Source organism: Cohnella sp. CFH 77786 (assembly GCF_019400745.1).
Taxonomy (GTDB): domain Bacteria; phylum Bacillota; class Bacilli; order Paenibacillales; family Paenibacillaceae; genus Cohnella.
Genome location: NZ_WJIB01000009.1, coordinates 275,574 through 302,260, shown reverse-complemented (window position 1 = coordinate 302,260; position 26,687 = coordinate 275,574). Strand labels below are relative to the sequence as shown.

Genomic DNA, 26,687 nt, shown 5'->3' with positions numbered 1-26,687 from the left:
GTTGGTTACTTAAAGCTCTCTTTGTTCTGCTCGTACCATTGCTGGACTTTCGCTTCGATGTTTTTGCCGCCGAGCGCATCCCATTCCTTGCGGATATCCGCCACCGCGCGGTCGGGCGTGTAGCTCTTGCCGCCAATCGTCGTTCTGGTCGCGATCTCCTCCCATTTCGCCTTGAACTGGCTGGCGATATCGGTATACTCCGGAACGCTGGGCGGATACGGGAAATCTTGGCGGTACGCCGTTTGAGCGACGATGGCGAGCGCCTCGCCAAACAACTGCATGGCCTTCTGCTGATTCGGATCGTCGCCCGCTTGCGCCGCCAGCGATTCTGCCGAGAGCTGCTCCTGGTGAACGAGCCGGTATTCGATCGCGTAACTGACCTCTTTGGCGAACTTCTCCGGATTCTTGGTGACGGGAATGCCGTTTTTCAACTCGTAGTGGATGCCCTCTTCCCCATAGGTCAACGGTTTCCAACCGCTGTCCAGCATCCAATCGATGAATTTCATGGCCGCCTTGGGGTCTTTCATGTCCTTGTTGAAGAGGGTCAGAAGGAAGTTCGGCGCCTCTTTCTGGTATCCGTTCGTTCCGTACTTGGTCGCAATCGGCGGTACGGGCTTCACGACGGCGTTCGGCTGGCTTTTGAAGAATTCCGCGTTAGGCCCTTCGTTCGTCGTGTTGGCAAAGCCGAACAGAATGCCGGATTTGCCGGTCAACCAAAGCTGCTTTTGGCGCGCCCACGTTTTTCTGTCCGTCACGTATTCCTTGTCTACCAGCCCTTCGTCATAGGCCAGCTTCTGGAATGCCAAGGAATCCTTGTACCGCTCGGTGAAGAAGCTCTGGGTCGCCTTGCCGTCCTCAATCATCCATTCCGCGCTTCTGGCTTGGAACCAGTCGTCGACGATTCGGTCATAGGCCAATGTCATCGCAATCGGAATCGTGTCCTTCTCCCCGTTGCCGTCGGGATCCCGATCGCGGAAGGCCCGGGCGACATCGAGAAGCTCGTCCACGGTTGCCGGCATTTTCAGATTCAGCTTATCCAGCCAGTCCTGCCGGATCCAAATCATCGTCTGGGCTCTCGTGTTGCGCATGCTGGCCACCGCGTACATTTTGCCGTCGAACGTGAGGTACGGCTTCAACTCCGGATGCTCTTCCAAATATTTCTTGTAGCTTGTGCTGTATTTTTCGATATACTCGTCGACGGGCTGCGCGACCCCTTGGCTGACGAAGCGGGACAGCATGTTGCGGTCGTAGGAGGTGATCAAATCCGGCGCCTGTCCAGAAGCGATCAGCATATTGTATTTGTCGAACTCCTGGGCGCGCGGAATCGGCGTCCATTTGACGTCTACCCCGGACTGCTCGTTCATCCACCGGGTCCAGCGGTTATCCGCATAGCTGCCTTCCTCCGCCGGCACTCTTCCCCGGTCGTAAATGGACGCCGAGATGCTTCCTCTCTCCTCTTGGGGCGGTGCGGCCTGCTCCGTGCCGTTTCCGCTTGCAGCGCCCTGCGGTGCATTGTCGCCGGACGTGACCTTTCCGTTCGAACAAGCGCCCGCGAGGAGCGCAGTTCCAAGCAGGACCGCCAGAATCGCGTTTCTCCGCAAACTTTTTCCCATTGATTGTTGACCTCCCGTTGAATGTTCTGCCATCGATTCGGGAATTTGATCGGTTCCCGTGTCTTGAATATAGAACTTGGCCGCCAGCGCCCGAAAGTGACCTTTGGCAAGATGAGCTATCCTTTCTTGATCATCCGGGGTTAGATGAAAAAAAGAAAGTCGTCTCTTAAAAAGACACTTGCCCTTTCATCAGGCTTCGCTAAGCTAGTACGTATAAGAAGTACGTTCGGCCTTGACGAATAAATAATAAGGTTTCGGGGGCGTGCCGAATGAAACGGAACATGTCGAATCGGATTCTTCTCATCTACGCTTCACTGTTCGTCGCCGCGATCGTCTCGATCGTCGTAATTTCCTATATCGGATGGAAGCACCGCCTGGAAGATGAAGTCGTTCGATCCAACCTGAACATGCTGGACCAAATCAACAAGCGAATCGACGGCACGCTTCAAGACATGGACCGTACGATCATCGCGTATACGCAATCCGGACAATTCCGCGCCTTTTTCGAATCGCCAAGCTCGACCGAGCCGGACTATTTGATGAATTTGACGGCCATTCAGACGCAATTGGGCAACGCCTTGCATTCGAACGACACCCTCGATTCGATCTTGGTTTATTCCAAGATGAACGGACGTCTGCTGACCGATAACGCTTACGGCCCGCTCAAGGATATGCCGAAATACGATTGGATCCCCGATTGCCTCGGCAGGAAACCCTATTATTTCTGGACGAGCACCCCGTCATCCGGCGCTTCCGCGGCTCTTCCGCATACCGTCAGCTTGATCCGGTATTATCCCCTTGCGGAGAGGCCTGCCAACCGGAAGGGCGTTATCGCCGTGAACGTCAACGAAAGCGCGCTTTCCGGGATGTTCGGCGACCTGACTTTCAGCAGCGGCGACAACGTATTCTTGGTCGATCCCTCGGGGAAGATCGTTTCGCACAAGGACAAGTCGAAAATCGGCGAATCGATCGCCGGGGAGAAGTATGCGGAATTCCTGCTGTCCGAACGGAATCAGGGCTTCGTGCGGGAAACCAGCGGCGCTGCCAACGATTGGGTGTTTTACGTTTCATCCGCCTATACAGGCTGGAAGCTGGTGTACATCGTCTCGCAGAAACAGATCGGCTCCGCCTATCTCGCCATCCGCAACGTGCTGGCCGGTATCGCGGTCTGCCTGGCCTTGCTGTTCGTGCTGACCGTCGCGTTCGTGAACCGGAGATGGTTCCAGCCGATGGAGCGTTTCGTCGGCAAGGTGGAGCAGCTGGTCAATCGGCCATCGCCGACTCCGAAGGACGGCCTTCCCGTTCGGCGCCCATTCGATCTCCATTCGCTGGAGGATCGGGTCCGGAACATCGTTTCCGGATATTCGGAGGCGGAGAAGCACATTCGGGAAAGCAAGCCTGCCTTGAAGTTCCAGATTCTGTTCGATATCCTCACCGGCCACCGGACAAGATACGATATGGCCGCAGCGTACTTCGACCTCGTTGGGATCGACTTGCACTCTCGGCATTACATCGTCATGACGGTCGAACTCGACAACAAGGCGATGCTGGAGCAGATGGAAAACATAGGCCTCTACCTCTATGCGATCGGCAATGTCGCGGAAGAAATCATCCGGGGAAGCGAATACGGCGTCAAAGGCTCCTCCGTCCAAATCAACGAGTTTCAAGTCGCGATCATCCTCAGCTTCAAAGCCGGCCAGGTCCTGCGCAACGCTGCGGCCGCCGTGGAACTCGCCCACTCCATCCGAACGGCGATCGAACGATATTTCAAGTTTACGATCAGCATCGCGATCGGCTCCCATCGGGACGATTTCAAAGAGATCAAATTGTCGTACCAGGAGTCCCAGGAGCGGATCAATTATAAGATGGTGTCGGGCCGCAACACCGTCATTACGGAGGAAGAGATTGCCGAGCTGCAGTCCGAAAGCTTGATGGAGCTGCTGGAGCGGATCGACGATGTGGCGGCGGCGGTCAAGCAATTGAACGCCGAACGGGCGGACGAACTGCTGGATCTTGCGTTCGAAAGCGCGGTCCGCAATGACTTCTCCCGGAAAACGCTCGTCGGTTTATCGATGCAGATCATTTATAAAGCGATTCGGACCGCCGGAGATCCGAGCGTGATCCTGCGTGCCCGAAACGGGCATCCCGAGATGGAACGGGGCTTGAACGGCTGCGAGACGATCGGGGAGATGAAGGCCTTTTTGCGCCCGATCCTGCTGGATATCATCCAGGCGCTGAACGATAAGCGGAACGCCAGAAGCCGGACGGAAAGCTCCATCCGGCGAATCATAGACTTTATTCACGAAAACTACGGGCAGAGCGACATTTCGCTAAGCTCCCTGTCGGATCGGTTTCAGATCAGCCCCGGCTATCTGAGCAAGATATTCAAAGACCATACTTCGGCCAATTTCGTCGATTACCTCATCGCCGTCCGCATGAATGCCGCCCAGACGCTGCTCGTGGAATCGGAGCTGAACGTCCACGAAATTTCCGAAAAGGTCGGCTATCCGAACTTGACCAGCTTCCTTCGCATTTTCAAAAAATACAGCGGGATGACCCCTTCCGATTACCGGCATACGTACAGATAGGAGCCCCCCTTACGCAAGCCGGTTTCAAGAAGAAACGGCCTCCCGTTTCGGTCTGTCTATCGTCGCGATTTTGTTTCTGGCGTCCCATTTATATCCGTAGGTCGTTTGGGATACGAGCCATTTCAGGGGCACCCACGCCGTTTTCTTGTCTTTGCGCACCGGCGGTTCGATCGTCTCCCGGCCCGTTCTCAAGATCAATTTGCTCTGTTGGAAATCGATCTCATAACCGGGGGCGAGGACGAGCAAGTCGGCGTTTTTCTTGTCCCACGCCGGCTTGAGCCCCAAGATGGCTTCGGCCGCGGGAACGGCGGGAACGTACACTTCCCCGTCGATGATTTTCGGCTTCTTCTTCCCGAACTCGATCGGCTGTCCCTGGAACCGCACGGTAATGCCGCCCGATGCGGCCGCTTGGACGGACATGCCCAGCAGAATACCGCACACGATGAGCGCGAGCAGTCTTATGTAAACCTTCATTCTCTCTCCCCCCTGCATGAAGCATACTCCTATTTTGACGCTGTGTTAACGGGTTTGGTTGCTCATGGACGAAAACTCAAAAAACCTTCCCCCTCGCCCCTCCGGAAAGGCAACGAAAAAGAAGGCCTGAGTCGATTCCGCATCGACAAGCATGGGCTTAGATCTTCAACTCTCCGAGTTTGATCAGCTCGACTACCGCTTGAGAACGACCTTTGACATTCAGCTTTTGCATCACATTCGAAATGTGGTTGCGGACCGTTTTCTCGCTGATGAACAATTGCTGGGCAATGTCGCGAGTCGTTTTGTCCTGCACAAGCAGTTCGAACACTTCGCGTTCCCGATTCGTGAGAAGGAATTTGCTCTTGTGGTCGCTGCCTTTCAACGTGTGTCACCCCTCCTTGCCCGGGCTGGAATCAATACAAGGGATAGGGATACAGTCAACTTTATCTTATGAAAGGGTTTTTGGAGTGGTGCGGTGCGGAGTCATAAATGGGCGGGGCTAAAAACGATTGCGTGGTCTATTCCGCGCGATAAAAGAAAACCCCCAAGGCCGGACCGCGAAGCGGCTCGTTCGAGGGGGCTTCGAAACGCCGGATCCGCGGAATCAGCGGAACCCGGTCGTGCCGAGGGGGCCGTAAGCACGATGCGTGCCATAAGTGCCGAATCTGTTCAGGGCAGAGGGGGAGCGACCGGTACCCGTATCCATGCCCGTATCCGCGCTAAGGTCCGTTCCGTTGCCGGTCGTGCCGGAGGCGGCGGTCGCCGGAAAGATCCGCGTGACGAGAGCGTTGAACTCGGTCAAATACTCCTGCACGGGATGCCCGGCACCGGCGGCTTGGTTGTAGTAGCGCACCCGTCCGACGAATTCGGGGTTCGCCGTCACGTACACGTTCTGGACCGCGGGCGCCATCGCTTTGACCCGGTCGGCGATCTTGTCCTTCAACCTGCCGCCTGCATCTGCCGATTGAGGAGCGATCCCTCCGGCTCGTTTCTCCGTTATGCCGACGTACGCGTTATGGTCGGTCAGCAAGACGTAAGCGGCGTCCACTTCCGGCATCGCCGCCAGCTCCCGAGCGATCCGGTCGTTCGTCCGCAGATGGTAGTTGTCGTGGACGCCTACGATATTGTTGTTCAGCCGGTTGCCGCCCATCCGCCGGTTCTGCTCGTTCGCTTGGTCGCTGGCGAATCGGGTCGGGTAGGTCCTGCTTCCGTACGAATGCGTCCCGTTGATGGAGAGTCTGTGGTTGACGTAATCGTTCGTATGATTCGGACGAAGATTTTTCTGGCCGACATCCCCCGTCTTGTCGTTCACGCAACCCGCGACCGCGAGCGCTGCCGAAAGCAGTACCATTGAAGCGACGAAGCTTTTCCGCATCGAATCCCTCCTCGTAAGTAGACGGCTGCCACCAATCCTTATCCTGTTCCCGGCCGCGAACGGCTATACCGCTTGCGGATTGGGAATGGTTGTAGTACGATGGAAAATGAATATAGAACCTGGTACTAATACCTAATCCTAAATCCGAAAGCGAGGAAATACGATGAATGCCTCTCCCGCTTTACAATCCCGAGCGGCGATCACCGCCATCGGCAGCCACGTGCCCGAAGGAACGATCACGAACGACGAACTGGAGCGGCTCGTCGACACGAATCACGAATGGATCGTGCGCCGGACCGGCATCGTGACAAGGCATCGGGCGGCCGATGACGAATTTTCCAGCCATCTGGCCATTGCGGCAGTCCGCGACCTTATGCAGCGATATTCGGTGCAGGCGGATGACGTGGACGGCATCATCGTCGCGACGACGACGCCGGATATGCCGTTTCCATCCGTCGCTTCGCAGGTGCAGAGGGCGTTCGGAATGGCCCGGGCCTTGGCCGTGGACATCAACGCCGCCTGCGCCGGTTTCGTGACGGGACTCCAGATGGCGAACGGTCTTATTCTTACCGGCGCTTACCGTAAAATTCTCGTGATCGGAGCGGAGACGCTCACCAAAATCACGGATTATACGGACCGTACGACGTGCGTGCTATTCGGCGACGGAGCCGGAGCCGTGCTCGTCGAACAAGTCGGGGAAGGCGCTTTTCTCTCCGCTTACGCGGCTACGGAAGGGACCGGCGGAAACCAGGTGTACATCACCGGGCTGTCCAAGCTGTGGGAGGGCCAGGTATTGCCCAAGGAAGGAAAACTCGTCCAGAACGGACGCGAAGTGTACAAATGGGCGGTTTCTTCCATTCCGGACGCGGTGAGCGAGCTAACCGCCAGCGCGGGATGCGGCGTGCAGGACCTCGATTGGTTCGTGCCGCACAGCGCGAATCTGCGCATGATCGAGGCGATCTGCGAACGGCTGGAGCTCCCTTCGGAGAAGGCTCTGCAAAGCGTCGTGGATAACGGCAATACGTCGGCCGCCTCCATCCCCCTCGCGCTTGACGCGGGCGTGCGGGACGGCAAGCTGAAGCCCGGCCATCTCGTCGCCCTCTTCGGTTTCGGATCCGGGCTTACGCAATCCGGTCTCGTCCTGCGCTGGACTGCCCAACAACGGTAAAGAGCGCGCGGAAAGCAAAAGATACGATCCCCTCACGCGGAAAGCGGAGGGGATTTTCGCTTTGCGAAGGGATGCGGCTTTAAGTCGAGTGTTGTTGTCGGATTGTCCAAGCCTTACCCTGTCAACTTCATATAATGCTATCAAGAAAGGAGGTGGTTTCTATGGCGCAAATTATCGCCTATCAAGCCTCCGTGCCTTCCGGTATATTTGGAGGAACGAACGTAGCCATTCCTGTCGCACCGGGGTTCGTCACCCTGGCGGATTTCGGGATCAACCTGCCAAGCCCCGCGAACCTGGTTGAATTGAAAGGAACCATAGGTTTGAGCAGTCAAGGCAGTCTCGTCGTTCAAGTGACCATCCGCATCCTGCGGGACGGCTTTCCGATTTATACAACCGTTCAAGGGATAGAAAATAACACTTTTGAAGTTCATTACACCGTTTCGGAGTTGGCGATCGATTTCGACGTGCCGGCCGGTTTTCACGTTTATTCGCTGCAAGCGCAAATCGCCGGCGGTTCGGCCAGCACGCAAGGACCCATCGAGTTCAGCGGTACCGCCATTACCATTCCGTAATGGATTGAAACCTTATATCAGGATAAGGGAGGTGATGGGCATGGCACAGGTGATCAGCTATAACGTCAGTGTTCCGAGCAGCGTCAAGGGAGGAAATCCGATCGTCGTCGGAGCCGGCTTCACCACTATCGCGACTCTGGGTCTCGACGTATTCCTTACCCCCAACATCGTACGCTTGATTGCAAACGTAGGCATTACGCAAACAGGGGACATCGGAAATGTCACATTACGCGTTCTGCGGGATGGGTTTCCGATTTACTCCTCGATTCAAGGCGTTCAAGACGGTGCGGGCGCGGAAAGCAACTATAATACGGTTCTCCAGGCTCTGGACTTCAACGTGCCGGTCGGTTTCCACGTTTATTCGCTACAGGCGACGAGCGATGCGGGGACGACGACGTTGAGCCCGCGGGAATTCGACGGACTGGCTATTCAAACCAATCCTTCTTAAAGTGAATGATGAGAATGTTCGGGAGGTGATTCCAATGGCAGTGAACGTTCTGGATTTCCGGGCCAGTGCGCCCAGTACGCTCAGCGGTTCCAACCCGGTCGGAGTCGGTACATCCCCGACTTTTCTGGCGGATGTAGGCATCTTTCTGCCCGCCGTAAGCCCGAACCGCGTGGAAGTCGTGGCGACGGTCGAACTCGCTGGAGCGTTTGAGCGAGTCTTTCTCCAAATCTTGCGGGACGGCCAGGTGTTATACAGTTCCATTCAGGGCCTCGAGGAAGTTTATACCGTGACTTTGGAGGCGATCGACTTCAATGTCCCGGCCGGGTTCCACGTTTATACGTTCCAGGCTTCGAAATTCGATGGGATCCCGGTTTTCGCCAGCACGCGAACGCTGAGCGCCTTGGCGCTCGGCCCGATTTAAACGGAACCGGGCGCGAAAACGCGATCAACGCCGCAAGCCGGCCTCGGGAGCCGGCTTGCGGCGTTCGTTCTTTCATACCCGGCCGCGCAAAACAGGCCCGTGATGGGGAACAAGAGTCGTGACGCTCGCCGTCTTGTCCCCGTACATTGTGATAGTCCTTTCTGCCACCCGGAACAGGAGGCGTTCTATGAGTCTGCCCGATTCGCCGCTCGTCAGCGTCGTCGTCCCCTTTTACAACTGCCCCTTCATCGATCAATGCTTGGAAAGCATCCTCGGTCAAACCTATCCCCATATCGAAATCGTCGTCGTGGATGACGGGTCGGAGCGGCATCTGAAGAAACTCGAACCTTACCTGGACCGAATCCGCTGCGTCCGGAAGCCGAACGGGGGAACCTCGAGCGCTCTCAACCGGGGGATCCGGGCGGCTCAAGGCGAATATATCGCATGGCTCAGTTCGGACGACATCATGTTGCCCCGGAAGATCGAAACCCAAGTGGCCTACATGCAGCACCATGATGCGTTGATCTGTTGCACCAACTACCATTACATCAACGAGGATAACGATATTGTTTCGGAGGACCGGTCGGCCCTATTCCCAAGCGCCTACCAGTTTATCGAAGGTTTTCTGCACTTCTGTCCCGTTAACGGCTCGACCGTCATGATGCACCGGAAGCTGCCTCCGTTCATCGGATGGTTTGACGAATCCTTGAGAGGCCCGCAGGATTACGAATATTGGATACGGGTGCTCCTGGCTCGCGTTGATTTCCATTTTCTGAACGAATCGTTGACGTTATACCGCTGGCACGACGGGATGGGAACGCTGAGAATGAAAGAGCGGAACGAGAGGGAGTTCATACAGGTGCGCGACCGTTATGCTCCGCGTCTTAAAGCCTTGCTGAGCCTCTTGCCATCTACATGACACTAGGGAGGCAATCGGAATTGAAGGTTCTGTTTATTTTTATCCTTCCAAGCGGAGGCATGAACACGCTCAACCGCCTTCGGGTGCGCGCTTTGAGAAGCCGCGGGATCGAGGGTCATCTGCTCTATTTCCAAACCGGCAGCGGATCGGGCGACATCGAGCCGGACATTCCCGTCTTCTATTCATCGGACCCCGGGGAGATCGGACGGATCCTTCAGGTCCACCGATATGACGCGGTCGTGATGACGTCGTTCTTCCTCCAGTTGCCCATGCTGCGCAGTCTGGGATACGCCGGTAAGATCATTTTCGAAAATCAGGGTTTCGGACCGCCGGAAGAGGCGAGGAGGATCATGCATGAGGCCAAGCCGTATTTGGACGCCTATGCGGATGCCTTGCTGTATCCGATGACCGCGCATATCGGGGACATTATGCGGGATCTGTATCCGCACAAGCCCCATTTCTCGTTCTATAATCCGTTCGATCCCGATTCGTTCGGCTATTGGCCGTCTGACCGGAACCCGGACCGCCCGGTGCTGGCCTGGATGGGGAGGCTGGAGCCGAACAAAAACTGGCGCGATTTTCTGAAGGTCGGGGCGGAGACCGCCAAATCGGTGCCGAATGTCCATCTCTGGATGTTCACCGACCCCGCCATCGCCAGACCCGGAGAGCCGGAGCAGCTCCAGCTGTTGGCCCGCCGGCTCGACCTGCAATACCGAATCACGCATTACCACGATATCCCGAACCGGCTGATGCCCGACTACCTGTCGAGAGTGGGGGATTCCGGCGGCGTTCTGCTCATCACTTCCAGGGCGGAAAGCGGTTCGTACGCGGCCGCGGAAGCGATCAGCTGCCGGTGTCCGGTCGTCACGACGGACTCGGAAGGCGTCCGCTCGGCGGTCGTGGATGAAGCAACCGGGTTATACTTTCGCCACGGGGATATCGGCGCGGGGGCGAGACAGGTGCTGCGGCTGATCGGGCAGCCTTCGTTAAGGGAAAGACTGATCCGGCAAGGGATGGCGCGGATCCGGACGGAATTGTCCATGGAACGGTACGCAGGGAACTTCTCGCAAATGCTGCAGGCGCTGGGTGTCGGCCCGTGCTGACCAGCATCGTGATCGTGACGCTGAACAATCTGGCCTTAACCCAGAGGTGCTTGCACAGCATCCGACTCTATACGGACGCCCCATATGAAATCATCGCGGTCGATAACGGCTCCACCGACGGAACCGTGGCCTGGCTGTCCGGGCAGACGGATATCAGGCTGATCGCCAACGGCGACAACCGGGGATTCGCCGCCGCTTGCAACCAAGGTGCCGCCGTCGCGGCCGGGGAACAGATTCTGCTGCTCAATAACGATACCGTCGTCTCCTGGCGCTGGCTGTCCCAGCTGCTGGCGGCCATGCGCGATGACGATCGCGTCGGCATCGTCGGACCGAAGTCCAACCAGGTGCTTCGGATGCAGCTCGTGGAAGCGGCGTTCCCGAGCGAGGACGACATCCATCGGTTCAGCGAGTCGTTTAATCGCCGCCAACCCTCCAAATGGCAGGAAGCCTGCGCGATCAGCGGTTTTTGCATGCTCGTTCGGCGGACGGTCTGGAACTCGCTGGGCGGACTGGATGAAGCTTACGGAATCGGCGGCTTCGAGGATATCGACTTCGGCTATCAGGCCCTGAAAGCCGGCTTCGCCTTGCGTATCGCCGGGGATACGTTCGTGTATCACGAAGGGAGCCGAAGCTTCGCGGCCAATGCCCTTGACATTCATGCCATTGGCGGCGTAAACCGGCGGTTGTTCCTCCGGAAATGGGGGTTTAATCCCGAACGCCTTTTCTTTGCGGAGCTCCCGTTTCTGCCCGGAAGGCACGCCCATGCTCACCCCCATCATATGCCTGCCGCGCAGGAGATCCCGAACGGATGGTATGCAAGGGTTCAGAATGGAGGGGTATACCGGATCGAAAACGGAAGCAAACGCCCCGTCGCTTCCCTGGATACGCTTCTGCGGCTGAAGGTGCCGCCGGAGAGGATCGCTTCCGTGCCCTTGTCGTCCTTGCGGCATCTTCCCGACGGGGTCCCGCTGAACGCCAACGTTTTTCCGCACGGCTATCCGGATGTCTACTTGGCACGGGATCCGGCCGGGGGCATGCACCTCATTTCCCGCGGAATCCGGTATCCGATCGGCAGCGAAGCCGCTTTCTCCGCGCTGGGATACCGATGGGACGAGGCGGTTTCCCTGACTTATCCGCAAATCGTCTCCATTGTTCTAGGATGGCCGGTTACGGGTAACGTATGGGAGGAGCACGAGCTGATCGACTACCGGCTTTATCGGGGACCCGACGGGGGTTTGTATTACGGGGAGGGCCAGAGGCTGCGGGCGGTTCCGGATGAAGGCGCGCTGCGCAGGTACGGATTGGGCGCCCTCGACGCCGTTCCTCTGCCGGCGGAGTTGTTCTGCCGGATTCCGAGAGGGTTCGGGCTTCCTTGACCCGGATTGGAGGATAAAGTTCAGGAAGGCTGCGTTGGCCGTGAAAAGACGGAACGGAGTGAGGCATCCTTTCTTCCGCAACCCCGTTCCGTCATGCATTACAGCTTCGTGATCACTTGGTCGATGATCCCGTATTCCAACGCTTCCTGGGCGGACATGAAGTAATCCCGATCCATGTCCTGCTCGATTCTCTCCAGCGGCCGGCCGGTCCGTTCGGCATAAATGTTGTTGATCCTTTCCCGAAGCTGTAGAATCCGCTTGGCGCTGATCGCGATATCGCTGGCCTGTCCCCGGGCGCCTCCGCTCGGCTGGTGGATCATGATTTCGCTGTTGGGGAGCGCGAACCGTTTCCCCTTCTCCCCGGCAACCAGAAGCAGAGACCCGAAAGAAGCGGCGAACCCCGTGCAGATGGTGTGAACGGGCGGTTTGATGAATTGCATCGTGTCGTAAATCGCGAAACCCGCCGTGGTGGATCCGCCCGGACTGTTAATGTACATATGGATTTCCTTGTCCGGATCTTCCGCCGCCAGGAACAGCAGCTGCGCCACGACGCTGTTGGCCAATGGGTCGTCGATTTCCGACCCAACGAAGATGATCCGGTCCTTCAGCAGGCGGGAATAAATGTCGTAGGATCGTTCCCCCCGATTCGACTGTTCAACCACATAAGGAATTACGTTCATGCTGCACGCCTCCGTTTTGCTTGATTTGGATTCTTGCGCTTTGTAAACGATCCGGAGCCGTCGAAAGATACGGGGCCTCGAGGTATAATGGGTTCACGCGGACCGAAAATCGGGCTGCTCGTTTTTTTCGTCGCCGCGTATCTTTCGGAGCGCCCGATTCGTTTACTCAAGTACGGATAACGGCTTCGCCGTCATCGACTACAGGCAAGGAGTGTGCCGGAATGATCGGATCTGCGTCAACGGAGAGAAATACGACCGAAACGGGAAGCCCCGGCTGGTCCCGGCTGCACGCGTCGCTCGCGAGGTACTGCCTGTCCCTCACGGGCTCGCGCTGGGATGCGGAAGACTTGGTTCAAGACACTTGGGTCAAGGCGCTCGGGACGCTGCAAGGCACCGGACACCGGAATGCCGAAGCGTTCATGCTGCGAATCGCGAAAAATACGTGGATCGACCAAACGCGCAGAAAAAAGGCCCTGTCCCAGCTGCTGCGGCTGGTCAGGCCCGAATCGGCGGAGGCGGACGGCGGCGCCTTTGAACTCGAAAGCGCCTTTGCCGCTTTGGTGAAGCATTTGTCTCCCCTTCAGCGGACCGTATTCCTGCTGCGGGACGTATTCGGATATTCGAATGCCGAAACGGCCGGTATGCTCCGCACGACGGAAGGGGCGGCGAAAGCCGCGCTCCGCCGGGCGCGGCTGGCCCTGAACGCCGTCAAAGAAGATTTGCGGAACGGATGGCTTCCCGAGCCGAAGGACGAAGATTTGAAGATCTTTCTCCGTGCGCTGGCTGCCGCTTACCGGAACGGAGATATCGCGAGACTGGCGGAATTGGCGCAGCAGGATGTGCTGCACCCGGTATCGGCCGTCGGAATCGCGCAAGGGCGCCTGCTTCGCATCCGTCAAACGGATCCGCGGCCTTCCGCTCATCCGACCGCCCGGATGGCGGCCTAAAGGAGCGAGCCCGCAGCCTGATTCAAGGCTTCGGCAACCGCCCCCCGCCCTCCCGAATCCGGCGCCGTTCCTCGTCCAACGTCTCCTTCACGGATTGGCGGAAAGGAATTCGCGGCCGCCACCCGAGACTGCGAATCGGACCCGTGTCCCTCGAAACCGGAGAAATCGCGGGCGAATTCCCGATCAACCATTGGAGCGGCAGCCGCGCTTCCTCCTCGAAGGTTCGCTTCACTTCCTCGAGCGTCCGGAACGTCCCGGACTCCAAGGCGTACGTGCGGCCGGGTTCTCCTGCCCTCAAGAGCAGCCCGTAGGCGTCCGCCGCGTCCCGGACATCCAGGAAATCCCGTTGCTCCCCCAGAGAGGACAACGTAAAAGGACGAACTTCGGCCCCCGTTTCCGCTTCCGCCGCCCACCTGGCGATTTTCCCGCAGATGCCGGCGCTGCCCCCGGGCCCGATCAGGTTGGAAGGCTCCGCGACGACGACGCGAAGCCCGTACCACCGGTGCCAGGCTTGCGAAGCCATGAATTGCAGCGTTTTGCTGAACGCGTACGGATTCGTTGTTTCACCAAGCCGATCGTCCGCGGGACGAACCATCGAACCCGCGATGACCACCCTGCTGTCCGGGCGTTCCGAGCGGACAGCCTCCAGCAGGTGAACGGTAGAAATCAAATTGGCGGCCAAGGTGCCGCAGGGTGCCTTCCAAGAGACGTCCACCGCGTTCTGACCCGCCAAATGCAGAACGGCTTCGGGCCGAAGCCTCCCGATCAGGCTCCGAACGGCCATTCCGTCCGTAAGGTCGCACGGCTCCCCGCCGGCCGCGCGGATCCCTCTCCAAAATTCCGGCGCCGACCTGGGGGAGCCGATGGCGATGACTTCCCAGCCCGACCGCGAGAGATGCCGGCACGCATGTCCACCCGTAAAGCCCCCCGCCCCGGTGACGACGACCCTCCCCGCGCTCATCGCAGACACATCCATTCACGCAGTTCCTCCAGCATGCGGGCGTGATCCGGAGCCGAGTATGCGACGTCCTTGCGAGTCGCATTCAGCGTGCGATCGATCCGCGGCTCATCCTGAGGCACGACGGTCACGCCTGTCTTGCCGAATTTCTTCTGCATGAGCAGCAGAAGATCGTGTTTCGAAACCGGTTCGGGAGACGTCAAGTGAACCAATCCGCCGATCTCCGGCCTCTCCGCGAACCATAACACGGCTTTGGCGAGCTCGAGCGTCGTCACTCCGTTCCAGGGAACCTTCGTATACCCGGCCACTTCGCCATGCTGCGAGAGGAACCACTGCATCAAACCGATGCCGTGCGTTTTGACGTCGGGGCCGATGATCGAAGTGCGGACGGTCAGATGCCGGGAATCGCGGATCTCCCCGAGCGCCTTGGTGCGCGCGTAGACGGAACGGCCGTCCGTCGGATCGTCTTCCCGGTAATTCCCTCTGTCTCCGGAAAATACGCAATCCGTGCTGATATGAATCAACCGGGCGCCGTGGCGGTCTGCCAGGTAAGCAAGCCAGTGCGGCAGCAGACCGTTTACGAGATACGCTTCGGACGGACGCTTCTCCGCCTCCTCGTTCAGCACGCCCACCGCATTGAGGATGACATCCGGTTTCGCTTCCCGTACCGTCCGTTCCACCTCATGAAAGTCCCGAACATCCAGCTCACGGACGGTAATTTCGCGACTCTCCGGCAGCGCGTTGCGCCGGGTACGGGCGGCTGAGGCTTCTTGCCGGACAACGGGCCTTATCGTCACGGTCAAGTTGTGATCCGTCACGCGAAGCCAATGGGAGGCGATCAGATGGCCTGCCATGCCTTGTCCGCCCAGAAGCAGCACGTTCATGAGAGGAAGCCTCCCCGATCCAGCATCTCGCGGATTTGTTCTTTATCCATGAGGGATTGGCTAGATGAGAAGCTGTCGAAGTTGACCGGCGGATAAGAGTCATATTGACGGCGAAGGCCCGGTATGTCGAGCGAGGGCAGAATCACCAAATACTCATCGCCATAGAGGACCGTATTCGAGGCTTCGTACTCCGTGAGCAAGATCTCATGGATTTTCTCGCCCGGCCTCACGCCGGTCTCCACGATTTCCACCCGCCGGCCCATCGATTCCATTAACACCTCGGCCAAGTCGACGATCCTGCAGGTCGGCATCGTCATGACGAAAATTTCCCCGCCGACGCTTTGGGCCGTCGCCTGGAAGAGCAGGCGGACGGCATCCTGCTGCGTCATGAAAAACCGCGTCATATTCCGATCCGTTATGCGAACCGGCTTTCCATCCCGGATTTGATTGAGGAATAAATGGATCACGCTGCCATTCGTGCCGAGCACGTTGCCGCCGCGCACGCATACGAATTTCGTTTCGGAGCGGAGCAAATTGGCGTAAACGACCAACTTCTCGCCGATCGCCTTGGTCATGCCGTAAAAGTTGGAGGGGTTCGCCGCTTTATCCGTGGAAATATTGATGACCCGCTTTACCTTGTTCTCGATGGCCGCTTCGATCACGTTCTGCGTTCCGATGACGTTGGTCTTGAGCGCCTCGTAGGGCTGTTCCTCGCACACCGGCACATGCTTGAGCGCCGCGAGATGAAAAACGATATCGATCCCTTCGCAGGCCTTCATCATCGCCTCCCGGTCGCGGACGTCCCCGATGCAATAAGTCAGCCGCGGATCTTCGAACACGCGGCTCATCGCCACCTGTGCGGATTCGTTTCGCGAGTATACGACCACTTCCGCGGGCATCTGCGGCAGCAGCTGACGTACCAGCTCGTATCCCCACGATCCGGTTCCTCCGGTGACCAGAATACGCCGACCCTCAAACATCCGCTGTCCCTCCAAACATAAATTTTGCCACCTTGCCTGCGACTCCGTCGTCCAGATATCCTTCGGGACATGCCCAGCGGGCAGGCTGCGAGGTCATGACGCGCACGGCGCCGCGAATCCGTTCCGGCGATAGCCCCGAAACGATGTTGCTGCCGCACTCGACCGTTTCCGGACGTTCCGTCGTCCGGCGGACGGTCACGGCGGGTACGCCGAAAATACAGCACTCCTCCTGAACCGTCCCGCTGTCCGTCAAGACGCACAGGGCATTGCGTTCCAGCGAAGCGAAGTCGAAAAAGCCGAACGGTTCATGAAACTCGACCAAGGGATGAAGCTCCCGGAGGACCGCCGCCGGCAGCCGGGATCGGGTACGGGGATGCAGGCTGCATATCATCCGAAGCCCCTGCTCCTCGGCGACGAGACGGAACCCCTTCAAAATGGAAGCCAACGCTTCCGGCCGGTCCACGTTTTCCGCCCGGTGAACGGTAGCCAGCATGTATTTCCGCGGGACCAGGTTCAGCCTTGCGAGCACGGGACTGTCCTGGATCCGGTCATCGTAATGCCGAAGCACTTCGTAGATCGGGTTGCCGCACCGGAAAATCCGATGGGGGGGAAACCCTTCCCGCAGCAGATTTTGTTTGCTGTTCTCGGTGTAAGGAAGGTTAAACGTGGATACCGTGTCGATCACTCTGCGGTTCTTCTCCTCCGGAACCTCCAAATCGAAACATCGGTTGCCCGCCTCCATGTGAACGACGGGTATGCCCATCCGCTCCGCGATGAAAGCGCACAAGGCGCTGTTGGTATCCCCGAGCACGAGAACCTTGTCCGGCTTCTCCCGGGACAGCCAATGCTCCGCAGCCGCGAACATGACCGACAGTTGGCCGCCGACCGACGTCTTCCTTGCTTGCAGATGAAGATCCGGCGCGCGAAGCCCGAGCTCGGCGAAGAAGTTGCCGCTCAGGCCCGGGACGTAGTTCTGGCCCGTGTGCATCAAGACGTGCCGGTCAGCCAGCCGGTCCAGCTTGGGAATCAGCAGGCTGAGGCGGATGATTTCCGGCCGGGTGCCGAGGATGGTCGCGATTCGCAACGCTTCACCTTCTTCTGCCGTATCGTTTTCGGGGAATCCTGCGGGCCGAAGGTTTGGAACGTCTCTTCCGAACGGAACGTTCCGCGGGCCTCCTGCGGACCGGGGCTTGGGAACGTTTCCTGCGGGCCGAGGGCCGCGAACGTTTCCTGCGGCGCTTTTTCCGGGATGACGGGCTCTCGCCGGAACCGCGATCCGGCCACTCCCGGATCGAGCTTCCCCGGTGCCATCTCCGCAGTTCCTTGTCGTCCACCCGCGTGACGTCCTCGAAACGGAAGCCCCGCTGCAGGAATGCCGTTTCGGAAACGAACGGGCGCCGTCGCCGGTTTTCGATCAAGTACACTGTATTGCCGTTCCCTTTCACCAGAGGGGACGGAAACCCGGATGCCGGAAGCCGGGCCCGCAATTGGTCCAGCTGAGCCCGCAGCGTTTCGACTCCAAACGCGGCCTGGGCCGCCGCTGCGTTCCGATTGCCGACGTCAAGGCGAAGGGAGGCGTCATTCAACAGCCATTCCAGCTTGGAAGCCAGTCCCGGCACATCGCCCGTACGAACCAGGTACCCGCCGTTTCCGGTGGCCTCCAGGATTTCCGCCAAGCCGCCCGAGGAGAACGCGACCACCGGTTTGCCGAAAGACATTCCCTCCAGAGCCGTCATTCCGAATCCTTCCGATTGAAGACTGGAGACGACCACGATGTCCATGGCGGAATACACGCGCTGGATGTTCTCCTCGAACCGGATCCAGCCGAACCGGGCGCTCAGCCCCGATTCTTGGACCATGTTCAGGCACATTCGGAAATAATCTTCGTCGATCGGATTGCCCACCACCAGGAAACGGGCCCCGGGCGCGGAGTCCTTCAGAAGCAGCGCGGCTCGAATAAACGGCTCCAATCCCTTCTGGGGATAAATGCTTCCGCTCACGTACCCGATCACGCAGTGAGAGTCCTGCCAGCCGAACTGTTGCCGGATTTGGAATCGATGATAAGGCCATGAGGAAGGATCCATTTCATGCAGTGCCACGTAAGGGGAAAGCAAGAGCGTCTTCCCCGCTCCGGGATGTCCCTGGAAAGGCTGCAGCGTCGCCCGGGAGATGCCGGCGATGACGTCGCTGGCCTCGTTGATGGCGTCCACGGCCAAATAACGGTGAGGAGTGGGATGGATCGTTTCCATCATCGTCCATACGATCGGGATGCCCAGCGATTTCGCCGCTATCGCCGGAAGAGGATGCACGCTGGTGTTAACGAAGACGTAAGACGGTTTTTCTCTGACGAGCAAAGCCAACAGTCGTTGGTAGACGAATTGGCCTTTGAGTTCCTCCAGATGGGCGGCTGCCGAATGGCTTCCCGAATAGAGGGCCGTGCAGAGCGGAATTTCGAACACGACGACTTCCATGCCGAGAGCGCGGGCCTGCGCCGAAATGACGCCTTCCCCCGGGACGACAAGGACGCACTGGTATCGGAGTTTCAGCTCCCTGGCGAACAGGAGCAGCAGCTTCTCCGCCCCGGAAACGAAGCCCGCGCTGCAAAGATGGGAGAACAGGAGCAGCCGGGGTTTGTCGCCGTTCATGACGGCAATGCTTCGCTTGCATGCATAAGCATGTACGTCGCCTCCTTCCTTACTATATGGGCCGAGCCTCCCTCAGGGCGCGGCGTTGGCCGGACGACATTGGCACAAATCCTTCAGCGGATTCCCATCTCGTCGAGCAGGCGCGAAATCCGGCCGGCGAACGAATGCTCGCGGACCGTTCGGCGATAGCCGCGGACGGCAGTCTGCAGCCTTTCCTCGTCATGGGTCAGATAATGTTCGATTTGCCGCACCAGCTCTTCGGCGTTCCGGTACACCGCGATTTCCGATCCGATCGCATAGTGAGAGGGCAGCTCGTCTCGGTAATCCGTCAACTGGAACGCGCCGCACGCGGCGATTTCGAAGGTCCGCGGATTCACCGACACCCCGGGCCAGTTGCGGCTGTTGCGATTGTCCGGACCCGCTCCGTCCGCCCGGTGAAGGTTGATGACGATTTTGGCTCCGTTATAGAAGTGGACGGTCTCCGGAACGTCGATCCATTGATTCCGGATAAAGGGGGAGAGCTTCGAATAATGCTTCAGGCGGTGCCAGTTATAACCGGCGATGAAGACCTTTTTGTCCATCAAATACGGAGCAATCTCGTCGATCAGGCGGATCCGGTTCCGGAACCCCATCCCGATGAAGCAAATGTCGTAACGGTATTGCGGCTTCACGCGGAGCGGCCGATAAAGGTCAAAATGCGCCGCAAGCGGCAAGTAGTGGACATTGCGGCATCCGAGTGAACGGTAATGGGGAAGGCAGGCTTTCTCCAGGGTGAACACGTGATCGTAATGCGGGGCTTGCCGGGAGGTATAATCCGACAAGTACGGATCGTCGGCGTACCATACGGCGGTCGGAATGCCCATTCGGCGAACCGTATCCACGTGATCCGGGTGGTCCGGAGGGAAGATATGAAGCCCGTTCAGGACGAGGACCAAATCGGGCTTAAAGCTTCGGGCGGTCTCCACCATCTCTTCCGGCGCCGTTACGGAGACATGGCTCACGAGTTGCCGCAGAGCCTCCTCCACCCCGCAATCGATCGCTTCGAATTTCTGCGGCACGTACAGCACCCGAGCGTTCCGCTTCTGTATCGGCTCGGTTCCGATCTCCTGCCGAATCCGTTCGCATGCGCCGAGGCGCCAGCCTTCCAGCCATCCGGCGCGGAAGCCGTCCTCCCGCCCATTGCGGAACATGCGGGTATTCCTGCGCATCGTCATCACCCGCAAACAATATATGCGTTCCGAAGGCGGGGGACTTGGACACCGACCCGTCCAAGCCGTGAAATGGACGGCAAAAAACCTTCCCCGAACAATCTCATGCCGGGGAAGGCTTCATGGGTCTGCTGCGCATTATTGGATCCGGTGGACCCGGACGTATTGATCGACGGTGCCTTTCAATCGGATCGTCACGTTGTCGGTTTTGACCGCTCCGTTGGTGAACTTCACGGTGAAGACAAACGTGTAGTACCCTTCCGGCAGTTGATCGAGCGGCGTTCCCGCGTCTTTCGACCGCAGCAGCCCCTGCCATCGCACGAGGGCGGAATCGGCCGCGGCAAGCGCCATACGCAGCTCAGGAGAAGCCGCCGCTTCGACGGATATGGGCTTGGTGGCCGATCCGCCCGTATCCGTTACGCTCGCTTCCAGCCGGAACGCTTCCCCGGCCCAGAACCAATCCGGAGGCCTCGAAGCGTCGGGATGCTTGTCGTTATAGCGAAGCCGGTTCTCCTCCCATGCGTCCGTATGCAGAACCGCCCCCTGGATCCCGAGCTCGCGGACGATGACGTTTTTCGTGACCGTATCCGATGCCCCGAAGACGTCCTTCACGGTTAAGGCAACCCGGAACGTGCCGGGGCGGTTCAAGGTCTGGGAACCGGGAACGGCAAAGTCCTTCGCGCTGCCGGACGAAGCGTACCCGTCCGGTCCGGTTATCGTCCAAGCGTACGTCAGCGCATCTCCGTCCGGGTCGGCGGATTTGTTCGTGAGGGTAACGGGATCCCCTTCGTAAACCGGTTTCGGCGACCAGTCGAAATCGGCGGACGGTGCGCGGTTCAACACGGTGACGCTTTGACTCGTTTCCGCACACTGGCCTGTCGAGTCGCAAACCGCTTGCCTGATCGTCATCGTGCCAAGCGTACGAAACGTATGGGTCCACGTAGATCGGCTTGTGCTTGCAAGCGTTCCATTCACGTAATACTCATGCGCTATATTTGCTGCCGGACCGTCCTCCCTATCGTAAGCCGTGGAAGTAATCGTCAGCTGTTCCCCGCGGTACAAGGTCGTTCTGCTCAGCGTAAAACCGGGAGTCGGCGGCTCGTCAACAACGGGATTCACAATCTCGATCGTTTGCTGGTTCCAATAACTCCATGCCCCGTACTCGTCTTTGACCTGCTCACCGACCTTATAAGTTCCGGCTTCGCGAGGCGCCGTCAGCTTCTGATTGACCGTAACGCCGCTCGGGGTGGTGTAGAAGTATTTCCGCTCCATAATCCCCCTTGTGGTCTTGTAATCGATGCCCGTCGCTTCGGTACTGTAATTGGAGGAGCTGATCCAGCGGTCCGGATCATAGCTCCGCTCGTTCCAAACGACATTGTTGTTTGTCGGGTTAATCGATAACGAGTAATCCGCAACAGGGCGCCGGTGAACCGTGATGATACGCCAATATTCATTTGACCATTTGCGGTATTCGGCAAATACGCTGCTCGGATACGGATAGCTTGCGTTCGGATCGTCCTGCGCTTTCAAGGTGATCCGATAATTGCCGACAGCATCGAAGGTCAGCATCGGACTTGTGAACGTTTTGCCGTTTCGCGCAGAGAGTCCCTGGTTGTTCAAAAATTTCGGCGTATGCTGGATCGTCCATTGATTGTCGCCGGCACGAGGGTCGTTTTCCGGATCTTCGAACAGGATGTCCTTGTACCTGACCTCGGCTTGGGCAGATCCGCCTTCCCAAATCGCATATGACGTCAGCCAATCCAGATTGTCCTTTATTTCCTTACTTTCGACGCCGGAAAAAGCGACAAAAGACTTGTCCGAGAATGGGCCGTATTTGCCTGACGTGAACGTGCTGTCCGTCACATCGAAATAGGGCACTTGGTTCACGAACACCTGGATCCTGGCGTCTTTTACTTCGATACGGAAGGGATAATCCTGACGTGGCTGGAACGGGAACGCTTTGCTGGCCAGGGTCGTCCTGCCCCCGTTCATGTACTTAGACACATACAGCGTATCTCCGTCCGTCTCCACCGCGTACCGGTTTTTCGGATCGGCCATCAGGAAGGAAAATCCCGCTAGACTCGTATCCTCATTCGGCGCGTCCATGCTCATCGTAAACTGATAAGATGAATTTCCCAGCATATCGGGGGATACATATTGACCGAGCCGGAATCCATTGAGAACCGATGGCCCGACCGTACCGACATCCAAGAACGCATATCCGCTTGCCAGTTCATACGCTTGCGAGAATTGTCCCGAGACAAAATCAAAATTATGGATGTCATAGATGGATAAATACACGCCGTCCCCAAAATACTCGCCGAATCGGAAGTAATTGGCCTTTCTATCATAGCCTCCGGAATAATAGTTCACCCATCTGTATTGTTGGACCATTTCATTTTGATGCCAGTTAAATTTATCTAGGCTATTGCTCGCCGTGTTGGACGCCCAACCATCTCCATAGGTTCCGTCATGCTTAATATAAAACCCTGGATTAAAAGAGTCGTTACTCGCTTTCGGAGTCGTTTTTGACCATGGAACCGAATTCCCCGTTTTCAGGTCTATGACATCTCCGTACTCATAACTGCCCCATCCGGAACCCGTTGGAGTGGTCGAACGAGCGATAGCCTGATTCGTTATCGGGTTGATGGCGAGAACCGGATTGATCTCCATGTTGAGATCATACATCCCGGTGGAACGAGTCCCTGTCTCCGTCCCCGTTAGACGCCCCTCAATCCCCTTCGAAAAATCCGGTTTAAACTGAAATAACTTCAGACCGTCCGGCGAATCGGGATTAATCGTATTATCGATAATTACATCCCCGCCGCCATTCGAGTTATAGCAAACAATGTTGACGTATTTGTAGTAGTTGCTTTCCTCATCCTTCCAGAATGCATAGGTTGGATTCGGAGTACAAGTCAAAGCGATCGGATCGCCCTGTACGATCGCACCGTTCCACATCCTGCTTTTTGGAGCGTAAGTCACTGACCTCGAAGGGTAAGGGATTTCTTTTTTCATCACCAATTTACCTTGCCGATCGAACTTATACGCTGTACCGGTCAATTTGGGAAATGCAACCAGGTGATCTCCCTCGACCGTAAAATCCCAGCCGCCGTAGCCCGGCATTTCAATACGCTCCCCTAATTTATAGGAGCTGCTTAAATATCGGCCGGCGTAAGCATCGAACACTTGGATATCCACATACTGCTTATACCCGGGGCCGCCATTGGCGTATCCGATTTCCCAATGATCGCTCCCTCCGGAAGAAGTTTTGTACTCGTACATGTAATCCCTTTTGATGTAAAGCAAATAGATCCGACTACCCGACACTTCCACCGCAAAAGGTTTTTCATCATACACCCTTGTGTATCTAGCGCCGGAATAGTCTCCCTTTTGGATCTTATCGTAGTTATCTTTAAGGTCGCTTTCATAATAGAACGGAAGCATAATATCGGGTGCCGGAGTATCTTTCAAATTGATCACGAAATCATAAGGATTACCGTCCAACCAATCATGCGTCAAGTATGAATCCATCTTCGGATAATAGCCGCTATGATCGACCTTCATAACGGTATCGCTCTTGTAACGACCGATTTTGCTTTTATTCAAAGCAAAAAGATAATCGCCGTTTTTGAAGTAAATGTAAGTTTTGTTAGATCGAAGAAGTACGCTGTTATAGCCGTCAAACACGACTGGAGTCAGCGTATCGTAGTCATTGCTGTTAGGCTCCGTTACGATTTTTCCATTTTTGTACGGGATCAGGAGCGGCTGCGACTTGCCTGGATCTCGGGAAGTCAAAGAACGGTAGGCGGTTAGCCCGTTAGGCCCATAACCATTGTCGCTGAGCGGAGGCATGGCCAACTGAGCGTCATTCGCCCCTGGCCCTAAGTAGATGCTTCCCGGATAGGAATACTGTCTTTCCATTCCCTTACCTAACCCTGCCACGAGCTTATCGCCGTCGACCGACCACATATAAGGTTTATTGGTGATGGCTGTCGTCGAGTTTACGTTGTATAACGGCCAACTTTTTACGATTTCGCTGGCTTTTACTTGATTCTCCAGCACCGGTTGCTCGTTTTTGCCCTCGACGACGAAGGATACGGTTGGAGCCAAATTGACGACATCGACGACAGTTGTTGTCGTACCGGTTTTGCCGTAATCCTCGGTTACGGTTAGTTCAATCTGATATTTGCCGACCTTGGTAGGAGTCATGGTTCCCTTGGCCAAGTCCCCTAACAGCGATCCCCAAGTGTCGTCGGCGAATCCGTTATTGTCTTTGTCGTACCGGAATCGATAACGAGCAGATACGATTTTATCGCCGTCAGGACTATTCGACTTATTCACGATATGGAGCGACTGACTGCGTATACCAAGTTGCTCCATCTCGATGACCGCAATCGGCGGATCGTCCGGTATGACGGTCAAGTTGGCAACTGCGGGGGACAGGGACTTTAAACCTGCGCTGTCGACGACGTCGAGCTTGATCGTTTCGGTTCCCGGTACGGTGTATTTGTCCTTCTTGTTATTCCAAATATACTGGGTGATCTGCCGGCCCATGGGGCTGTAGCTGCGGCTTCCGTCGAAAGGAGCAGGCAGCGGCCGATTTTCTTTCACCTCTGCAGGGCCGTCGATGATCGGTATTGGATTTTCCGGGATGATACGAAGAGAAACGGTTCTGCTAGATTCGGCGCCAAAAGCGTCTCTAGCGATGACTTTTACGTTATGTACCCCCAATTCGTTTGCTGCTAGATTGTAAAAGGCTTCGTCGTGCTCCCACGCCCCGTATTCGGTAGGCAGGTTGCGGATCCATACGCTGTTGCTGGAAGAGAACAGCCAAGTATAGCTGATGGCGTCCCCATCCGGATCTTCCGCGTTAAACACCCGAAGGTTGACCCGAGTGCCGACGGCAACCTCATCGTCCGGCATCGTTCCGGTCCGGTTGTACTCCTTAAAGAAGCCGGCTGAAAAATTCGGGGGCTGATTGTCTCCCGGACTATTGATGGTTAATACTTTTTCGGCCACCCATCCCGATTCGGCGCAATCTGCAACGACTTTAATGGAAATATGATTGTCGCCTACACCCAAAATCGCAGGGTATGAAGAATAACTATACGTCGTGCTTGATGTTTGACTGGTTATCTTCTCGCTTGTCCAAAGGTATCCGTCTTTTTGAAACAAATACTGATGGGATTGATATCTGCAGGCAGACGGGATTACAAAGTCCCTCGGTTTCAAAGTAAAGCTGTCCCGCCAGTTGATCGTGCTGGAGGGCAGGATATCGAAGTCACCCGTTACGTTTAGAACCGGTGATGAACTAGGGGATGGAGATCCGGTTGGGGTCGGATCTGGATCGCCCCATTCGACGTAAAGCTGCTTGTCGTTATAAAGATATGTGTAACCTTCAAACGCGAATGTGAACGCGACGTAATACCAAATTTGTCGAGCTCCGGGGTTGGTGAAATCATGAAAATACAACCGAGTTTTATACCGTGTACAAATATTACTATTGGCACAGTAACCGAGAGATTCAACGCCAAACGTTTGTTGGTAGTATATTCTTATACTGCTTTTACTGATTGTTTTGAACTCACCTGTGTATTTTGTCGAAGAATCACTTGTTCCGGAACCCCCATAAATCGCATTATCGACTGGAGTTTTTAAATCTGGCTGAACGTCAACAGGTTTGATTGAGGATTGAACAACTGATTTATCTTCTATTGAAATGTTTATAAATCTTGGATCATTTTGAATAACATAATTTGTTTTCTTGACCAACGTTAAGGGCAAATGATGATCTGTACAATTTGGGTATGCCTTTAACCCCCATTCGTCGTCAGGAGCAGAGGGGCAACCTTCACTGCTTGTCCACTCTATCTCTACATCCGGACTACTAGATTTCCATACATTGCTTCCACCAGAACGACTCCAGTAATAAATACCCCCATATGGGGTTCCTCCATCCGCTTTTACCTTTATCTGTGTCCCACGTATCGTATCCGTTCCTGAATAGGACGTTTTATTTAACCAATCTCCTGAAGCGACGCGAATTGGCTGTCCATTTTCGTCATACCACATCAGGTTTTTAATTACTTTCCCCGAAACAGTCCCGGTATTGAATGTTACTGTTTTAGTGCTTTGATCAGAGACGGTATAATCTCCTACCATATCGTCATTTGTGTTATTTTCATACGTCGGTACAACTTTAACCCCTGCGGGGGTTGTTCCTTCGGCTGAAGCGCTCCCGAATAAGAAAGAACCCCCGAACGTTAAGACGATCAGGGAGATAATATTTAGGATGGTAAGAATTTTTTTCACATGTCTGCCCTCC

Annotated in this window: 21 protein-coding genes; 9 read left to right on the top strand and 12 right to left on the bottom strand. The window is 56.6% G+C overall.

Going from position 1 to position 26,687, the window contains the following annotated elements; genetic code table 11:
* Positions 1-5: 5 nt before the first annotated feature.
* On the bottom strand, positions 6-1,613 hold the full coding sequence (locus GE107_RS15330; RefSeq protein ID WP_219640842.1) for an extracellular solute-binding protein: 1,608 nt from the start codon (positions 1,611-1,613) through the stop codon (positions 6-8).
* Between the two features lie 269 nt (positions 1,614-1,882).
* Between GE107_RS15330 and GE107_RS15325 the strand changes: the two genes are divergently transcribed.
* On the top strand, positions 1,883-4,201 hold the full coding sequence (locus tag GE107_RS15325) for a helix-turn-helix domain-containing protein (RefSeq protein ID WP_219640841.1): 2,319 nt from the start codon (positions 1,883-1,885) through the stop codon (positions 4,199-4,201).
* Positions 4,202-4,225: 24 nt separating this feature from the next.
* Here the strand turns inward: GE107_RS15325 and GE107_RS15320 are convergent, their stop codons facing one another.
* The 3 genes from GE107_RS15320 to GE107_RS15310 all read right to left on the bottom strand — a co-directional run bounded on the left by GE107_RS15320 (position 4,226) and on the right by GE107_RS15310 (position 6,050).
* Positions 4,226-4,675 carry a stalk domain-containing protein gene (locus tag GE107_RS15320; RefSeq protein ID WP_219640840.1) on the bottom strand — a complete coding sequence of 150 codons (450 nt, stop codon included), beginning with the start codon at positions 4,673-4,675 and terminating at the stop codon, positions 4,226-4,228.
* A 157-nt stretch (positions 4,676-4,832) separates the two neighbouring features.
* Positions 4,833-5,057 (bottom strand): helix-turn-helix domain-containing protein, encoded by a 225-nt coding sequence (locus tag GE107_RS15315; protein WP_019422432.1) that lies wholly within the window; start codon positions 5,055-5,057, stop codon positions 4,833-4,835.
* Between the two features lie 222 nt (positions 5,058-5,279).
* Positions 5,280-6,050: a YhcN/YlaJ family sporulation lipoprotein gene (locus GE107_RS15310; RefSeq protein ID WP_219640839.1), complete on the bottom strand. Its 771-nt coding sequence runs from the start codon at positions 6,048-6,050 to the stop codon at positions 5,280-5,282.
* Positions 6,051-6,213: 163 nt separating this feature from the next.
* Between GE107_RS15310 and GE107_RS15305 the strand changes: the two genes are divergently transcribed.
* The 7 genes from GE107_RS15305 to GE107_RS15275 all read left to right on the top strand — a co-directional run bounded on the left by GE107_RS15305 (position 6,214) and on the right by GE107_RS15275 (position 12,057).
* Complete coding sequence (locus GE107_RS15305) at positions 6,214-7,218, top strand: ketoacyl-ACP synthase III (protein WP_219640838.1); 1,005 nt, start codon at positions 6,214-6,216, stop codon at positions 7,216-7,218.
* Positions 7,219-7,379: 161 nt separating this feature from the next.
* Positions 7,380-7,790 (top strand): exosporium protein C, encoded by a 411-nt coding sequence (locus GE107_RS15300; RefSeq protein WP_219640837.1) that lies wholly within the window; start codon positions 7,380-7,382, stop codon positions 7,788-7,790.
* A 40-nt stretch (positions 7,791-7,830) separates the two neighbouring features.
* Positions 7,831-8,238, top strand: a complete 408-nt coding sequence (locus tag GE107_RS15295) for a hypothetical protein (RefSeq protein ID WP_219640836.1) — start codon at positions 7,831-7,833, stop codon at positions 8,236-8,238.
* Positions 8,239-8,272: 34 nt separating this feature from the next.
* Complete coding sequence (locus GE107_RS15290) at positions 8,273-8,659, top strand: hypothetical protein (protein ID WP_219640835.1); 387 nt, start codon at positions 8,273-8,275, stop codon at positions 8,657-8,659.
* Positions 8,660-8,846: 187 nt separating this feature from the next.
* Positions 8,847-9,578, top strand: a complete 732-nt coding sequence (locus tag GE107_RS15285) for a glycosyltransferase (protein WP_219640834.1) — start codon at positions 8,847-8,849, stop codon at positions 9,576-9,578.
* Between the two features lie 20 nt (positions 9,579-9,598).
* Positions 9,599-10,681 carry a glycosyltransferase family 4 protein gene (locus GE107_RS15280; protein WP_219640833.1) on the top strand — a complete coding sequence of 361 codons (1,083 nt, stop codon included), beginning with the start codon at positions 9,599-9,601 and terminating at the stop codon, positions 10,679-10,681.
* Positions 10,675-12,057 (top strand): glycosyltransferase family 2 protein, encoded by a 1,383-nt coding sequence (locus GE107_RS15275; protein ID WP_219640832.1) that lies wholly within the window; start codon positions 10,675-10,677, stop codon positions 12,055-12,057. Before GE107_RS15280 ends, GE107_RS15275 begins: the two co-directional genes overlap by 7 nt.
* 98 nt (positions 12,058-12,155) lie before the next feature.
* Here GE107_RS15275 and clpP read toward each other — a convergent pair whose 3' ends face one another.
* A complete protein-coding gene (clpP, locus tag GE107_RS15270; RefSeq protein ID WP_370636435.1) occupies positions 12,156-12,788 on the bottom strand; it encodes an ATP-dependent Clp endopeptidase proteolytic subunit ClpP in 633 nt (210 codons plus the stop codon).
* 170 nt (positions 12,789-12,958) lie between these two features.
* On the opposite strand from clpP, the gene GE107_RS15265 reads away from it, so the two are divergent.
* Positions 12,959-13,684 carry an RNA polymerase sigma factor gene (locus GE107_RS15265; protein WP_219640830.1) on the top strand — a complete coding sequence of 242 codons (726 nt, stop codon included), beginning with the start codon at positions 12,959-12,961 and terminating at the stop codon, positions 13,682-13,684.
* A 22-nt stretch (positions 13,685-13,706) separates the two neighbouring features.
* On the opposite strand, the gene GE107_RS15260 is transcribed toward GE107_RS15265, so the two are convergent.
* The 7 genes from GE107_RS15260 to GE107_RS15230 form a co-directional block, all read right to left on the bottom strand.
* Positions 13,707-14,660 (bottom strand): NAD-dependent epimerase/dehydratase family protein, encoded by a 954-nt coding sequence (locus tag GE107_RS15260; protein WP_219640829.1) that lies wholly within the window; start codon positions 14,658-14,660, stop codon positions 13,707-13,709.
* Positions 14,642-15,526 (bottom strand): dTDP-4-dehydrorhamnose reductase family protein, encoded by an 885-nt coding sequence (locus tag GE107_RS15255; RefSeq protein ID WP_219640828.1) that lies wholly within the window; start codon positions 15,524-15,526, stop codon positions 14,642-14,644. The genes GE107_RS15260 and GE107_RS15255 overlap by 19 nt, the downstream gene beginning before the upstream one ends.
* Positions 15,523-16,506, bottom strand: coding sequence for an SDR family NAD(P)-dependent oxidoreductase (locus GE107_RS15250; protein WP_219640827.1), 984 nt, complete (start codon positions 16,504-16,506; stop codon positions 15,523-15,525). Before GE107_RS15250 ends, GE107_RS15255 begins: the two co-directional genes overlap by 4 nt.
* Positions 16,499-17,590 carry a non-hydrolyzing UDP-N-acetylglucosamine 2-epimerase gene (wecB, locus tag GE107_RS15245; protein WP_219640826.1) on the bottom strand — a complete coding sequence of 364 codons (1,092 nt, stop codon included), beginning with the start codon at positions 17,588-17,590 and terminating at the stop codon, positions 16,499-16,501. Before wecB ends, GE107_RS15250 begins: the two co-directional genes overlap by 8 nt.
* A 4-nt stretch (positions 17,591-17,594) precedes the next feature.
* Positions 17,595-19,151 carry a glycosyltransferase family 4 protein gene (locus tag GE107_RS15240; protein WP_219640825.1) on the bottom strand — a complete coding sequence of 519 codons (1,557 nt, stop codon included), beginning with the start codon at positions 19,149-19,151 and terminating at the stop codon, positions 17,595-17,597.
* Between the two features lie 113 nt (positions 19,152-19,264).
* The gene (locus GE107_RS15235) at positions 19,265-20,359 is read right to left on the bottom strand and encodes a CgeB family protein (protein WP_255570500.1); all 1,095 of its coding nucleotides are present in this window, start codon (positions 20,357-20,359) and stop codon (positions 19,265-19,267) included.
* A 138-nt stretch (positions 20,360-20,497) separates the two neighbouring features.
* A complete protein-coding gene (locus tag GE107_RS15230) occupies positions 20,498-26,674 on the bottom strand; it encodes a PKD domain-containing protein (RefSeq protein WP_219640824.1) in 6,177 nt (2,058 codons plus the stop codon).
* Positions 26,675-26,687 lie beyond the last annotated feature (13 nt).